Source organism: Marichromatium bheemlicum, assembly GCF_012276755.1.
Lineage (GTDB): Bacteria > Pseudomonadota > Gammaproteobacteria > Chromatiales > Chromatiaceae > Marichromatium > Marichromatium bheemlicum.
In genome coordinates, this window is the sequence record NZ_JAAXKX010000014.1 from 77,183 (window position 1) to 90,913 (window position 13,731).

The window sequence follows — 13,731 nt, forward strand, 5'->3', positions numbered from 1 at the left end:
CCTCCCGGGGGATGGCGTGTCGACGGTGCTAAGATTAGAGGCTGACGGTCGATGCGTGAAATGGATAATAAAAATTGATCTGATAGTCTGAGGCGATCGTTCGGTTCGTTCTGGCACTCGCCCGAGCGCTTGTGTTCACATCACAGGTACAGACCATCCGATCTGGTTCCGGCGACGTCCGATGCGCACCTAGATGAGGCGGCCTCCCGTGCAATCCAAGGGGAGGGGCGGGCATCGACCGGGCGGGCGGCGACCGGATCCTCCTCGACGGACGCAGGAGTTTCCAAGCATGACAGGTTCCGAGGACCCGAACGTGCCCGCTCAGGATGAGCCGGAGCCAGAGCGCGATATTTATGTCCAGGCCCAGCAGGCGCTGGAGCGTGGCGACTTCAATCGACTCGGCCGATTGCTCGGACAGGGCGAGATCGACCTCGCCACCCTGACCGAGGAGCTGCGCGTCTACCAGGCCGAACTCGAGGTCCAGAACGCCGAGCTGCGCGAGGCCCAGGTGGTCTCCGAGCGCATGGCGCTGCGCTATAACACCCTGTTCTCGGCGATGCCGCTGGCACAGCTGGTCGTCGATCGCAATGGCTTGGTACTCGACGCCAACGCCTTCGCCGAGCAGTTGTTCAGTCTCGAGCATCGCTATCTGCGCCATCACTTTCTCCAGCGATTGGTGATCCCGCTCGATCGCGAGCGCTTGGCCGAAGCACTGAACCGGGCGCGCGAGACCGGTAGTCAGGTGGTTGAGGGCATCCATTTCCAGACCGACTCCGGCGAGGTCTTCGGTGGTGAGCTGCACATGGCGCGGCTCGTCGGCGACGACGACACCCAGGTGCAGTTCGTCTGCGCGGTGGTCGACCTGAGCAAGCTGCTGCGCCAGCAGGAGGCGCTGCGCCGCTCCGAGGAGAAGCTCGAGTTCCTCGCCCACCACGACACCCTCACCCATCTGCCCAACCGCACCCTGCTCAACGATCGCCTGGCGCAAGGGGTGAGTCGTGCCCATCGTCACCACGGGGTGATGGCGGTGCTGTTCGTCGACCTCGATCGCTTCAAGATCATCAACGACCGGTTCGGACACGGTGCCGGCGACGAGTTGCTGCGTGAGGTGGCCGAGCGGATGCAGGGTCAGTTGCGCGACAGCGATACCCTGGCGCGCGTCGGTGGCGACGAGTTCGTGGTATTGCTCGAGGATGCCGACTGCGCTCGCCGTGCCGGGCGGGTGGCCAATCGTCTGTTGCAAGTCTTCGGCCCCCCCTTCCAGATCGGCAAGGAGCGTCTCCAGGTCAGTGCCAGTATCGGCATCAGTCTCTATCCGGCCGATGGCACCGAGCCCGATACCCTGCTCAGGCATGCCGATATCGCCATGTACGAGGCCAAGTCGCGCGGGCGTAACGACTTCCAGTTCTTCCACGCCGAGATGGCTAGCGGCGTGGTCGAACAGCTCGAGCTGGTGCACGCGCTGCGCGGGGCGCTGCGGCGGCACGAGTTCCTGCTCTACTTCCAGCCCCAGATCGACCTCGGTAACGGCCGTCTGCTCGGGGTGGAGGCGCTGCTGCGCTGGCATCATCCGCGTCAGGGCCTGCTGGCGCCGGCGCGTTTCATCACCCTCGCCGAGGAGGTCGGGGTGCTCGGCGAGGTCGGCAGCTGGGTGCTGGAGACGGCCTGCGCGCAGCTCGCCGCTTGGCGTAACAACGGTCTCGAGGTGCCGCGGGTCGCGGTCAATCTGGTCTTGCAGCAGCTCGAGCAGGCGCACTTCGTCGACTACATCGAAGGGTTGTTGCAGCGCTATCAGCTCGCCCCGGCGGCGCTGTTGCTTGAGGTCACCGAGGCGATGCTGATGCGTCAGCCCGAGCGCGCACTGGCGCATCTGCACGGTCTGCACCGACTCGGGGTCGGGGTCTCGGTCGATGACTTCGGGACCGGCTACTCCTCGCTCGGACGCATCGCCCGTCTGCCGATCGATCAACTCAAGATCGACCGTTCCTTCGTCGACGACATCGGGCGCGACAGCGGTGACGAGACCACGGTGCGCACCATCATCGGACTGGGCAGATCGCTGGGGCTGGAGGTGATCGCCGAGGGGGTCGAGTGCAGCGATCAGGTCGAGTTCCTCACCCGCGAGGGGTGTCGGGCCGGGCAGGGGTTTCTCTACGGCCGCCCGGTCTCGGCGCGTGAGATCCTTGATACCTATCATCCCTGATACTGATGTAGTCGAATATTAGGATATATTGATTGGCGTCAATCCGGTCGGTGCGGTCGCGACATAGGCTAGGCGGTGATCGGAGGCGGGCCGCCCTGTCTCGTCCCGATCATCCCGGTCGATGCCCAGGGACGGGTGCCGCCGGGGCTTTGGGATCGCGCCATGTTCGCGATCGGGCCGCCATCTCCACGGATGGAGATGAGGCGGCGTTTTCGCCTGATTCATCTGGGAGTTGAGCGATGACGCGCATGAAACGACTGATGCTTGCAGCCGCCGTCGCGGGGGTCTCCGCGCTCGGTTCCATGTCCGCCAACGCCTTCTGGGGCTGGGGGCCGTTCGGGATGTTCCCGGGTGGCTGGGGCGGTCCCTGGGGTGGTCCCTGGTACGGTGGGGCGCCGTATTACGGCTATCACCACCCTTATGGCTATGGTTATCCCTATCACGCCCCCTACTATGGCACCTGGGGCGCGCCCTATGCCTGGGGTGCGCCGGTCTATGGCTATCCCGCCTACTACGGCCATCCCGCCGCCAACGCGTCGACGGCCAGCACCGACTGAGCGTGCTCTCGCGCCCCGCCGCACGGCGGGGCGCTGTCGTCGTCACCGACCCGACTGCTATCATCCCCGCCACCTGTCACCACGGCGCCCCGCGCGGTCGCCGATCGGTCGTCTGTGGAGGTCTGTGCCATGCGTGTGCTGGTGGGGGACATCGGTGGTACCAAGACGGCGCTCGCCAGTGTCGAGCTGACTGCTGAGGGAGCGCTGCGCCTGCATGCCCCGCAACGTTATCCGAGCGCCGACTATCCCGGGCTCGGCCCGATCGTTCAGGCCTATCTCGGGATGCATGCCACCCCCTGCGTCGGGGCCGCCTTCGCCATCGCCGGTCCGGTGGCGGGGCGCTGCAGCCAGGCCACCAACCTGGCGTGGCGGATCGATGCCGATGTCCTCGAACGCGAGTTGGGGCTGGCGCCCGTGACCTTGCTCAATGATCTCGAGGCGGTGGCCTGGGGCATCGACGCGCTCGCGCCGGAGGATGTCTGCGAACTCCAGCCGGGCGAGCCCGGAGGGCTCGGCAACCGTTGTGTGATCGCCGCAGGAACCGGCCTCGGTGAGGCCGGTCTGTGCTGGGACGGGCGGCGCCATCATCCCTTCGCCACTGAGGGAGGGCACGCCGGCTTCGCCCCGAGCGACGGTTGCGAGTGGGCGCTGCTGCAGTTCCTGCAACGGCGCTATCGGCGGGTGAGCTGGGAGCGTCTGGTCTCGGGGATGGGGATCGGCGCCATCCATGCCTTCTGCTGCGAGCGGGCCGGTGAACCGCTCCCGCAACCGTCCCCGACCCCGGCCGAGATCGCCGCCGGGGCGCAGCGTGGCGATGCCTGCTGCGCCGAGGCCATGGCGTTGTTTTTCCGGCTCTATGGGCGCGAGGCCGGCGATCTGGCGCTCAAGCAGATGGCCCTCGGCGGGGTCTATCTCGGTGGCGGTATCGCCCCGCGCAATCTCGAGGCGCTGCGGGCCAGTGCCTTCCTCGACGCCTTTCTCGACAAGGGCCGGATGCGCGGGCTGATGCAACGCATGCCGGTGCGGGTGATCTTGCAGCCGCAGGTGGCGCTGCTCGGTGCCGCGCGTGCCTGGCTCGTCGGGCGTGCGCCCGACTAGGCGATGTCGCATGACCGCTGGCGGCCGCGTATGTGCCGTGGGAGGAGAAGACCTTGGATCAGGTGCTGAAGATCACAGGAATGCGTTGCCAACACTGTGTGCGCCGCGTTCATGAGGCGCTGGGCGCGGTCGCCGGGGTCGAGGTGGTGCGTGTCGATCTCGACAGCGGTCTCGCCCGGGTGCGAGGTCGTGTCGACCCCGCCGTGCTGCTCGCCGCAGTGACCGCGCTCGGCTATCAGGCCGAGCTGTCCTGACCGCGCCTGGCGCGCGCCGCGCGCCCTGTCCGGCGCGCTTGGATACTGATTGTATGACACGCCCCCGCGCGGTCAGGCCGGCGGGGGCGTCGTTCGTCATGGAGAACCTGGAGAAGCTGTCGTATGTCGAGCCGTGAACGGATCGGTGCCTGGATCGAGTCCGGTCCCATTCAACGCACCATCATCACCCTGATCGTCCTCAACGCCATCACCCTGGGGTTACAGACCTCGCAACAGTTGGTCGCCGAGTATGGTGGGGTGTTGCGCCTGGTCGATCGGGTGGTGCTCAGCGTCTTCGTGGTCGAGATCCTACTCAAGCTCTATGCCCGTGGGCTGCGTTTCTTCACCAACGCCTGGAACCTGTTCGACTTCGCGGTGGTGGCCGTTGCCCTGGTACCAGCCAGTGGGCCGCTGGCGGTGTTGCGCGCGCTACGGGTGTTGCGGGTGCTGCGATTGATCTCGATGGCGCCACGGCTGCGTTTCGTGGTCGAGGCCTTGCTCAAGGCGCTGCCCGGGATCTCTTCGATCGCGCTGCTGATGCTGATTCTGTTCTATGTCTTCGCGGTGATGGCCACCGGGCTGTTCGGCGAGCGCTTCCCGGAGTGGTTCGGTGGGCTCGGTGCCTCCATGTACACCCTGTTCCAGGTGATGACCTTGGAGAGCTGGTCGATGGGGATCGTGCGTCCGGTGATGGCGGCCTACCCGTTGGCCTGGTTGTTCTTCATTCCCTTCATCCTGATTGCTACCTTCACCATGCTCAATCTGTTCATCGGTATCATCGTCGATACCATGCAGAACCTGCACGATGCCCAGCACCAAGGGGTACGGGATGACCTGGAGCGCTCGATGCATCGTGACAGCGCCCAGCTCGAACACGAACTGCAGGCGCTGCGCGCCGAGGTGCGTGCCCTGCGTGAGGCGTTGGGCCGTTGAGCGACTGAGGCCGAGTGGCCGGTCTGCTATGATCGGCCGCGATCGTGCGGACAGATGTCCGCTAAGTGGCTGCCTGGCGGTACGTCGGCGGGACTCTAGAAAGGGGAGAGTGGATCGTGATACAGCCAGTTCGGCAGGCCGTCGACGGCCGCGCCCCGCGTCCCGTGAGCAGCCTTCGCCCCTGGCTGGCGCTCTCGTTGCTCGGTTGCGTGCTGCCGGCGCTCGCCTTGGAGCTGAAGGTCGAGGTCAGCGGGCTCGAGGGCAAGCAGCGCGACAACGTGCTGGCGCTGCTCGATATCTATCAGGAGCAGGGCAGCGCGGGCCTGGAGCTACCGCGGGTGCGGGCCTTGCACCGCCTCGCCCCGCAGCAGATCCGTGACGCCCTGGCCCCCTTCGGTCTGTATCGGGTCGCGATCGATGCCACCCTCGAGCAGCCCGCTCCGCCCGCCGGTCCCTGGCAGGCGCGCTATCGGGTGAGCCCCGGCGAGCCAGTGCGCATCGGCGTGGTCGACTACCAGGTGCGCGGCCCCGGCGAGGACGACCCGGCCTTCCCCGAGCGCTTCCCGATGCAGCGCGGCGACGTGCTGCTGCACGCCGACTACGAGCGCGCCAAGTCGGAGCTGCGCTATACCGCCTCGGCCAACGGCTATCTCGACTACCGGCTGCCTCGTCACCGGGTGCTGGTCGACCCCGAGGCCTACAGCGCGGCGGTCCATTTTCATCTCGACACCGGTCCCCAGTACCACCTCGGCGAGGTGACCTTCAACCAGGATCTGCTCGACGATGGGCTGCTGCGGCGCTATCTGCGCTTTGCCCCGGGGGCGGTCTACGATCCCGACCTGTTGCTCGAGCTGCAGAGCCGACTGCTCGGCAGCGAATACTACAGCGAGGTCGAGATCGTGCCGCACAAGGAGGCGCTCGACGACCAGGGGCGCATCCCCATCGAGGTCATCGCTACCCGCAACAAGGCCAACAAGTACCGTCTCGGTGTCGGCTTCGCCACCGACAGCGGGCCGCGTTTCAGCGCGGATTGGCGCCGGCGCTATCTCAATCGTTGGGGGCACAAATTCCGCACCGAGCTGAGCCTCTCGCCGCGCCACTCGGAGTGGAACCTCGACTATCGCATCCCGGTCCAGGACCCGACGCGCGACTATCTCACCATCAAGCCACAGTCGGTCTACGATGACTCGGCCAGCCGCAAGGGCTGGGTGCATACGGTACAGCTCGCCCACTCGCAGCTCACCAGCGGCGGCTGGCGGCGTACCGGCGGGTTCGATTTCCGTTACGAGGACGTCGCCCTCAACGAGAGCCCGTCGCAGCGTACCAGCGAGCTGGTGCCCAACATCTCTTGGTCGAAGACGGTCTCCGACGATCCGATCAACACCAATCGCGGCTATCGCATCAAATACACCCTGCTCGGTACCCTCGGTGGGGTGCTCGCCGAGCACTCCTATCTGAGTGGCCAGATCCAGTTCAAGTGGGTGCGCCGCTTCGCCGAGCGCTACCGCCTGATCACCCGCACCGATCTCGGTGCCACCCTCGCCGAGTCGGTCGACGACCTGCCGGCGAGCCGGCGCTTCTATGCCGGTGGTGACGCCTCGGTCCGGGGCTGGGACTACGATGCCCTGGGCCCGACCGATCCGGTCAACGGGCAGACCGTCGGCGGGCGCTATCTCGCCGTCGGCAGCCTCGAACTCGAACGCGAGATCCACGGCCCCTGGAGTGCGGCGCTGTTCACCGATGTCGGCAACGCCTTCGATCCCGACTACGACCAGCAGCTCGCCTACAGCGCCGGGGTGGGGGTGCGCTGGGCCTCGCCGATCGGTCAGGTCCGGCTCGATCTCGCCTTCGCGCTCAGCAAGGACAACGACAACGGCGGCTGGCCCCCGGCGCGGCTGCACATCGTGATCGGTCCCGATCTATGAACGACGCCGCCCCGCCCGCGCCGCCCGCCGAGCCGTCCACGCCGCCCGCGCCGCGCCCTCGTCGCTGGCCGCGCCGGCTGCTGCTCGTGCTGCTGACGTTGCTGCTGGCCCTGGTGCTGCTGCTCGGCTGGCTGCTCGGCACCCAGCGCGGGTTGCACGCCCTGCTTGCGCTGGGCGAGCGCCTCGCCCCCGGGGTGGTGCAGGTCGAGCGTGCCGCGGGGCGGGTGCTCGGCTCGCTCGATCTCACCGGGCTGGCGTTGCGCCTCGAGGGCATCAGTCTCGACGTCGATCACGCCCGGCTCGATTGGGCGCCCGGCGCGCTACTGCGCGGTCGGCTGCGGGTGCGCACGCTGACCGTCGCCGGGGTCGATCTCGTGCTCGCCCCGAGCCCGGAGGAGCCCGACCCGGCGCCGCTGACCCTGCCCGATCTGAGCCTGCCGCTGGCCGTCGAGGTCGATTCGCTGACCCTCGAGCGACTGCGGCTCCGCGCCCCGGAGACAGCCCCCTGGCTGGTGCTCGAACGCGCCGAGCTGGGCGCCGCGCTGACCCGGGGAGCGCTGACGCTGGAGGTGCTGGAGGTCGAGCTGAGCGAGCCGCGCGCGGCGCTCAGTGCTGCCGGTGGGGCGACCCTGAGTGGTGACTATCCGCTCGATCTTGCCCTCGACTGGCACCTCGGGCTGGAGCCCGCGATCGCGCTCCGGGGCGAGGGCTTTGCGCGGGGCGATCTCGCCCGGCTCACCCTCGAGCAGCGTCTGAGCGGCACGGTCGAGGCGGTGCTTGCGGCCGACCTCGAGCACTTGCTGGAGGCGCCGCGCTGGTCGGCGACGCTGGAGCTGGCCGGGGTGCGTCTGGCCGACATCCAGCCCGACGCGCCGGCGGTCGAACTCACCGCCAGCCTGCGCAGTGCCGGTGACCTCGACCGCGCCACCCTTGATGGACAGCTCGACGCCCGCGCACCGGAGCTGCCCGACTTCGGTCATCTGGCGCTGCGGCTCGACGGCGACTGGCTGGCCCCGGCGCTGGAGTTGCGTGCGCTCGAGCTCACCGAGCAGGTCTCCGGGGCGCGGCTCGCCGCCAACGGCCGGGTGGTGCTCGACCCGGCGCCGCCGGCGCTGCAGCTCGAGGCCGATTGGTCGCGGCTGCGCTGGCCGCTGAGCGGCGCGGCCCTGGTGCGCGCCCCCGAGGGCTCGCTGCGTCTCGACGGCACCCTGGAGGATTTCGCCTACCGCCTTGCTGCGGCGATCGAGGGGGAGTCCTTCCCCGCGCTCGAGCTGCGGGCGTCGGGGCAGGGGAGTTCGACCCAGGTCGCGCTCGACAGTCTGCGTCTGGAGACGCTCGACGGGACGATCAGCGGCGAGGGCGAGCTGGCCTGGGTGCCGGCGCTGCGCTGGCGTCTGGCGCTCGACGGCGAGGGCCTGGACCCGGGGCAGTGGATCGACGGGCTCGACGATCGGGTCGCGCTGTCGCTGGCCAGCGCTGGTGACCTCGCGGCCTTCGACTACCTGCTGGAGGCGAGCACTCAGGGGCCCGGGCTGCCGGTGCTGGCGCTGCACGGCGAGGGCACCGGCAGTGCCGAGCGGGTCGCGCTCGAGCAGCTCACCCTCGACGGCCTCGATGGCCAGGTCAGTGGCGAGGCCGAGGTAAGGCTGGCGCCTGAGACGACCTGGCGGGGCACGGTGCGGGTTGCCGGGATCGACCCCGGGGTGCTCGCCCCGGCCTGGCGCGGCCGGCTCGACGGCGCCATCGATCTCGACGGCGGGTTGGACGCGGACGGGCTGCGCCTCGATGCCCGGCTCGATCGCATCGCCGGCACCCTGCGCGGTTACCCGGTGGCGCTCGCCGGAAGGCTCGCGCTCGCCGGTGAGGCGCTACGGATCGACGGGCTGCGGCTCGACTCCGGGCCGACCCGCGCCAGCCTCGCCGGCACTCTGGCGCGCGACCAACTGGCGCTCGATCTCGGTTTCGATTCGCCCGATCTTGGCAGCCTGCTGCCGGAGGCGCGCGGCCAGCTACGTGTCTCCGGTCGGCTCGGCGGCAGCGCCGCCGACCCACGCCTGAGGCTGCGCGCGCTGGCGCGCGATGTGCTAGTGGCGGGGCAGGGGGTGGCACGGCTCGAACTCGACGGCGCGCTCGGGCTCGACCCCGCCGCGCCGCTGGAGATCCGGCTCGACGCCCGTGACCTCAGCCTCGGTGGCGCCTGGTCGCGGTTGACGCTCACCGGGAGCGGGACTACTGCGGCGCATCGGCTCGCCGCTGAACTCGCCGGTGAGCCGCTCGATGCCCGTCTCGGCCTCGCCGGCGGTCTCGATGCCGAGGGTCGCTACGATGGGCGTCTGGCGGCGCTGCGGGTGGCCGGCGAGGCACTCGGCGACTGGTCGCTGACGCGCCCGGCGCCGCTGCGCCTGGCCCTGCCCGAGGGTGGGGTGGGGCCGTTGTGTCTGCGCGAGCGCGGCGGCTCGGGCGGCTGTCTTGACGCGGCGCTCCATGAGACCGGCTGGGAGGCTGGGATCGACGGACTGAGGCTCGATCTCGGTCTGCTCGAACAGGCCCTCGGCGGCACCCTCGATCTCGTCGGGACGCTCGCCGTCGACGGCCGGCTGCGTGCCGAGTCGACGGTACTCGATGGCGGGCTGGTGGCCCGGGTCGAGGGTGGGCGGCTGCGTACCCTGATGACCCGGGGCGAGGAGGCGCTGGTCGAGTTCTCGGGCAGCGAGCTGCGTCTCGAGGCCGGTCCCGGGGCGCTCGCCGCACGGCTCGAGCTGCCGTTGACCGGGCTCGGCACTATCGCCGGCGAGGTGCGTCTGTCGGACTGGCGACTCGACGCCCCGGCCCGTCCTGATCAATCGCTAGGTGGTGAATTGCGGGTCGATCTCGACGATTTCTCGCGTGTTCCCGACCTGTTGCCCGATATCGCTGCGATGCGTGGCACCCTGCGCGGGCGTCTCGCGCTCGCCGGCACCCTGGGCGCGCCCGGGGTGGCGGGCACGGTGCGACTGGCCGGGGTCGGCTTCGAGGTGCCGCTGGTCGGGCTCGAGGTCGACGACCTGGGGCTGACACTGGAGGCGAGTTCGCGCGATCGATTTACGCTCACCGGCACCGCTCGACTCGGTGATGGGCTGCTCGAAATCGACGGCGGGGCCGGTCTCGACGGCGCTGCGTTCGATGGCTGGATGACCCTCGCCGGCGAGCGGCTGAGGGTGGCTGACACCGCCGAGTACTTCGCCCTGGTCTCGCCCGAGCTGCGCCTCGAGGCGGGCACGAGTGGGGCGCGGCTGCGCGGTGAGATCCGCGTGCCCGAGGCGCGGATCCGCCCACGTTCGGTGCCCGCAGGTACGGTCTCGCCCTCGGGCGACGTGGTGCTCGATGGCAGCGAGGCGGGATCACCCTATCCGCTCGACATCGACCTGCGCCTGGTGCTCGGTGACGAGGTGACGCTCGATGCCTTCGGCGTCAATGGCCGCCTCGCCGGTGCGCTCGGGGTGAGCCAGCGGCCCGGTCGCGACATGCTCGGCGACGGCCAGCTGCAGATCATCGACGGGCAGTATCGTTTCTCGGCCGGTTTCGGGCTCGGCGCCGAGCTGGGGGTGCCGCTGACCATCGAGCAGGGGCGGCTGATCTATGCCAAGAGTGCGATCGCCAACCCCGGGCTGTTGCTCCAGGCGCAGCGCGAGGGCGGTGACACCTCCGCCGGGGTGCGTGTGCTCGGTACCCTGCGCGAACCGCGGCTGGCCTTCTTCTCCGATACCGATCCGGAGATGAGTCAGTCGGAGATCATCAAGTATCTGGTCACCGGCATCGCGCCGCAGGACAATGACCAGATCAATGACACCGGCCTCGCGGTCGGGACCTATGTCGCCCCCAAGGTCTACATGGAATACGAGAGCGGTCTCGGCGATGAGCCGAACAAGGTCAGATTGCGGTACGATCTCTCGCGTCGCATCGAGCTACAGACCGAGACCGGTGAGAGCCAGGGTGCGGATATCTTCTTCAAGTTCGAGAACTGATGCTTGCGCACCCCAAACATTGGCCCAGCTGGTTGTTACTGGGCCTGATCTACGCCCTCGGGCGTCTTCCCTTTCCTGTGCTCTGGGCGCTCGGTTCGCTGGCCGGGCGGCTCGGTTACGTACTCGCCCGCGAGCGGCGCGAGGTGGCCCGGCGCAACCTCGCCCTCTGTCTCGCCGATCGCACCCCGGCCGAGCGTGAGCGGGTGCTGCGTGCCCACTTCGGCTGGCTCGGCGTGGCCGCGCTCAGCCAGGGTGTCGGCTGGGGCATCTCGCGCAAACGCCTGCAGCGGCTGGTGCGTATCGAGGGGCGCGAGCGGATCGATACCGCGGTGGCCGAGGGGCGCGCGACGATCGTGCTGGTGCCGCACTTCGTCGGTCTCGAACTCGGCGGCGCGGCCTTCACCGCCCTGGTCCACCCCGGCGTCTACATGTACCAAAAGATCCGCAACCCGGTGATCGACTGGCAGGTGCGCCGCGCCCGGCGTCAGTACGGCAGCCGTTCGATCGAGCGACATGACGACCTGCGCGGCCTGATCCGTGCGCTGCGCGAGGCCATCCCCTTCTTCTATCTCCCCGACCAGGACGGTGGTCGCAACGGGGTGTTCGTCCCCTTCTGCGGCATGCCCGCCTCGACCGTGCCCATGCTCGGGCGCTTCGCGGCGATGGCCGATGCCCAGGTGGTCCCCACCTTCGCGCGCTATCTGCCCTGGGGGAGGGGGCTCGAGCTGCGCTTCGCGCCGCCGCTGGAGGACTTCCCGTCGGGAGACCGCGAGGCCGATGCCGCGCACATGAACCAGGTGATCGAGGCCGAGGTGCGGGCGAGGCCGGAGCAGTACTTCTGGGTACACCGGCGCTTCAAGACCCGTCCCCCGGGTGAACCGCCGATCTATCCGCCGAAGCGTAGACGTAAGCGCAGACGCTGATGAAATCCGTCGTGTCGTTGCGTATCGGGCGGGTGCGCGATTGGGTGATCGGGGCGCTGTTGCTGGCCGCGCTGCTGGTGACGGTCGAGTTGGCGGTGGGCTGGTCGACCCTGCTCGCGCCCTGGGCGAGCTTCCCGCCTCAGACCCTGATCTGGCTGGTCGCGCTGCTGGCATTGAGCTATGTGCTGCGCGCGATCCGCGTCTACGAGTATTATGTTAGACGCCTCGAAGGGCGTTTCGTGTTGGTGTTGCGCCTGAGCGTGCTGCACAATGTCGCGAATAATCTGTTGCCGATGCGCGCCGGTGAGCTGGTCTTCCCTTGGCTGATGCGGCGCTATTTCGGTCACGATTTCCTCGGGGCCGCCTTCTCGCTGGTGTGGATCCGCGTGCTCGACCTGCACTTTCTGGGGTTGATCGGGCTGTGGATCCTGTCACTGCGTCATCCATCCTGGATCTGGTGGGGACTGGCCGGCTGTTGGCTGGCCGCACTCGCATTGCTCGCCTGGGTGGGACGTGGTGGCGCACGCTGGGCGCCGCGCTCGCGTCCAGGCCGTGCCCTGGCGCGGGTGGCCGAGGCCGCTCCCCGCGATCTCGGCGTGATCGCGCGTGTCTATCTGTGGACCGCCGCGAGCTGGTCGCTGAAGTTCGCCGCCTTTGCCGGCGTGCTCCAGCACTTCATGGCGGTCGACTTCTGGCGCGTGCTCGCCGGGGTGATGGGGGCGGAACTCTCGAGCGTATTGCCGTTTCACGGCATTGCCGGCAGTGGTAGTTATGAGCTCGCCGCCGTGGCCGCGCTGGTACCCCTGGGCGTGGAGCCACGGCTGGCGCTGAGTGGTGCGGTGAACCTGCACCTGTTCTTGCTCGGAGCGACCTTGTTGTTCGGGGCGCTCGCGCTACTGTTGCCGAGGTCGGTTATCGACGACAACGATTGATGACGCCGAAGCGGTCCCCGACCGAGTTGCGGTGGCGGATCATGCGCAGGATGCGCGACCCGCGACGAACCCACAGGTGGAACCTCTTCACGTTTGCTGACAACTTTCCGGAACCGCGCAAACGCCGGTGGTCGAACGATCGGCGTGCACCCTGCGCATCACCAAAGGTTCGAGAATGCACATCACTAGACCTGTTTTTCTGGATCTGTGGCGGATCAAGCTGCCGATTCCAGCATTCGTCTCCATCCTGCATCGTATCAGTGGGGTGCTGATGATCCTGGCGATCCCGGTCGCCGCCTTTCTGTTCGATCGTGCGCTGTCCGGGCCCGAGGGCTTCGCCTTCGTCGCGGCGCTGTTCGATACCTGGTTCGTCAAGGTGGCGCTGGGGCTGATGATCTGGAGTCTGCTCCATCATCTCGTCGCCGGTATCCGCTTCCTGGTGCTCGACCTGGGCGTGGGACTCGACCGTCCGGTGGCGCGTGCCACTGCCTGGACCGCGCTGCTCGCCGCCCTGGCCGCGCTCGCTGCCGTGATTGCACTGGGAGGGACCTTCCGATGAGCCGACAAGCATCTGGCCTGATGGCCTGGCTGATCCAGCGTGCCACCGCCGTCTATCTCGCCCTGTTCCTGGGCTATGTCCTGGTGTTCTTCAGCTTCGCCGCGCCGACCGATCACGTCGCGCTGCGTGAGTGGATCACCAACCCCTGGGTCGCACTCGGTTGGCTGCTGTTCCTGCCGCTGTTGCTCGCCCACGCCTGGGTCGGCATCCGCGACGTGCTGATCGACTATGTCCATCACCTCGGCACCCGGATCACACTGCTGACCCTGTTCGCCTTTGTCTTCGTCGCCTCGGGCCTGTGGGCCTTCAAGGCGATCCTCACCGCCGGTCTCGGGGAGTAAGA

Annotated in this window: 11 protein-coding genes; all 11 read left to right on the top strand. The window is 68.4% G+C overall.

Annotated elements, in window-relative coordinates; all coding sequences use genetic code 11:
• Nucleotides 1-289 precede the first annotated feature (289 nt).
• The 11 genes from HF203_RS10735 (at nt 290) to sdhD (ending at nt 13,729) form a co-directional block, all read left to right on the top strand.
• Nucleotides 290-2,203, top strand: coding sequence for a putative bifunctional diguanylate cyclase/phosphodiesterase (locus tag HF203_RS10735; RefSeq protein WP_168669510.1), 1,914 nt, complete (start codon nt 290-292; stop codon nt 2,201-2,203).
• 239 nt (nt 2,204-2,442) lie between these two features.
• The gene (locus tag HF203_RS10740) at nt 2,443-2,760 is read left to right on the top strand and encodes a sulfur globule protein CV3 (RefSeq protein ID WP_168669512.1); all 318 of its coding nucleotides are present in this window, start codon (nt 2,443-2,445) and stop codon (nt 2,758-2,760) included.
• 129 nt (nt 2,761-2,889) lie between these two features.
• Nucleotides 2,890-3,858 (top strand): glucokinase, encoded by a 969-nt coding sequence (glk, locus tag HF203_RS10745; RefSeq protein WP_168669514.1) that lies wholly within the window; start codon nt 2,890-2,892, stop codon nt 3,856-3,858.
• Between the two features lie 62 nt (nt 3,859-3,920).
• Nucleotides 3,921-4,112: a heavy-metal-associated domain-containing protein gene (locus HF203_RS10750; protein WP_343043910.1), complete on the top strand. Its 192-nt coding sequence runs from the start codon at nt 3,921-3,923 to the stop codon at nt 4,110-4,112.
• 123 nt (nt 4,113-4,235) lie between these two features.
• Nucleotides 4,236-5,045, top strand: a complete 810-nt coding sequence (locus HF203_RS10755; protein ID WP_168669516.1) for an ion transporter — start codon at nt 4,236-4,238, stop codon at nt 5,043-5,045.
• A 164-nt stretch (nt 5,046-5,209) separates the two neighbouring features.
• Complete coding sequence (locus HF203_RS10760) at nt 5,210-6,970, top strand: autotransporter assembly complex protein TamA (protein WP_343043908.1); 1,761 nt, start codon at nt 5,210-5,212, stop codon at nt 6,968-6,970.
• Nucleotides 6,967-10,974 (top strand): translocation/assembly module TamB domain-containing protein, encoded by a 4,008-nt coding sequence (locus HF203_RS10765; protein WP_168669518.1) that lies wholly within the window; start codon nt 6,967-6,969, stop codon nt 10,972-10,974. The genes HF203_RS10760 and HF203_RS10765 overlap by 4 nt, the downstream gene beginning before the upstream one ends.
• Complete coding sequence (locus HF203_RS10770; protein WP_168669520.1) at nt 10,974-11,897, top strand: lysophospholipid acyltransferase family protein; 924 nt, start codon at nt 10,974-10,976, stop codon at nt 11,895-11,897. The genes HF203_RS10765 and HF203_RS10770 overlap by 1 nt, the downstream gene beginning before the upstream one ends.
• The gene (locus tag HF203_RS10775; protein ID WP_168669522.1) at nt 11,897-12,829 is read left to right on the top strand and encodes a lysylphosphatidylglycerol synthase transmembrane domain-containing protein; all 933 of its coding nucleotides are present in this window, start codon (nt 11,897-11,899) and stop codon (nt 12,827-12,829) included. The genes HF203_RS10770 and HF203_RS10775 overlap by 1 nt, the downstream gene beginning before the upstream one ends.
• Nucleotides 12,830-13,004: 175 nt before the next feature.
• Nucleotides 13,005-13,388 carry a succinate dehydrogenase, cytochrome b556 subunit gene (sdhC, locus tag HF203_RS10780; protein ID WP_168669524.1) on the top strand — a complete coding sequence of 128 codons (384 nt, stop codon included), beginning with the start codon at nt 13,005-13,007 and terminating at the stop codon, nt 13,386-13,388.
• Nucleotides 13,385-13,729 carry a succinate dehydrogenase, hydrophobic membrane anchor protein gene (sdhD, locus tag HF203_RS10785; RefSeq protein ID WP_168669526.1) on the top strand — a complete coding sequence of 115 codons (345 nt, stop codon included), beginning with the start codon at nt 13,385-13,387 and terminating at the stop codon, nt 13,727-13,729. The genes sdhC and sdhD overlap by 4 nt, the downstream gene beginning before the upstream one ends.
• The last annotated feature ends 2 nt before the right edge of the window (nt 13,730-13,731 follow it).

Bases quoted from the DNA above. Each gene is read 5' to 3' on its own strand.
- HF203_RS10775 (WP_168669522.1), top strand. From the start codon at position 11,897: ATGAAATCCGTCGTGTCGTTGCGTATCGGGCGGGTGCGCGATTGGGTG.
- HF203_RS10735 (WP_168669510.1), top strand. From the start codon at position 290: ATGACAGGTTCCGAGGACCCGAACGTGCCCGCTCAGGATGAGCCGGAG.
- HF203_RS10765 (WP_168669518.1), top strand. From the start codon at position 6,967: ATGAACGACGCCGCCCCGCCCGCGCCGCCCGCCGAGCCGTCCACGCCG.
- HF203_RS10770 (WP_168669520.1), top strand. From the start codon at position 10,974: ATGCTTGCGCACCCCAAACATTGGCCCAGCTGGTTGTTACTGGGCCTG.
- sdhD (WP_168669526.1), top strand. From the start codon at position 13,385: ATGAGCCGACAAGCATCTGGCCTGATGGCCTGGCTGATCCAGCGTGCC.
- sdhC (WP_168669524.1), top strand. From the start codon at position 13,005: ATGCACATCACTAGACCTGTTTTTCTGGATCTGTGGCGGATCAAGCTG.
- glk (WP_168669514.1), top strand. From the start codon at position 2,890: ATGCGTGTGCTGGTGGGGGACATCGGTGGTACCAAGACGGCGCTCGCC.
- HF203_RS10740 (WP_168669512.1), top strand. From the start codon at position 2,443: ATGACGCGCATGAAACGACTGATGCTTGCAGCCGCCGTCGCGGGGGTC.
- HF203_RS10755 (WP_168669516.1), top strand. From the start codon at position 4,236: ATGTCGAGCCGTGAACGGATCGGTGCCTGGATCGAGTCCGGTCCCATT.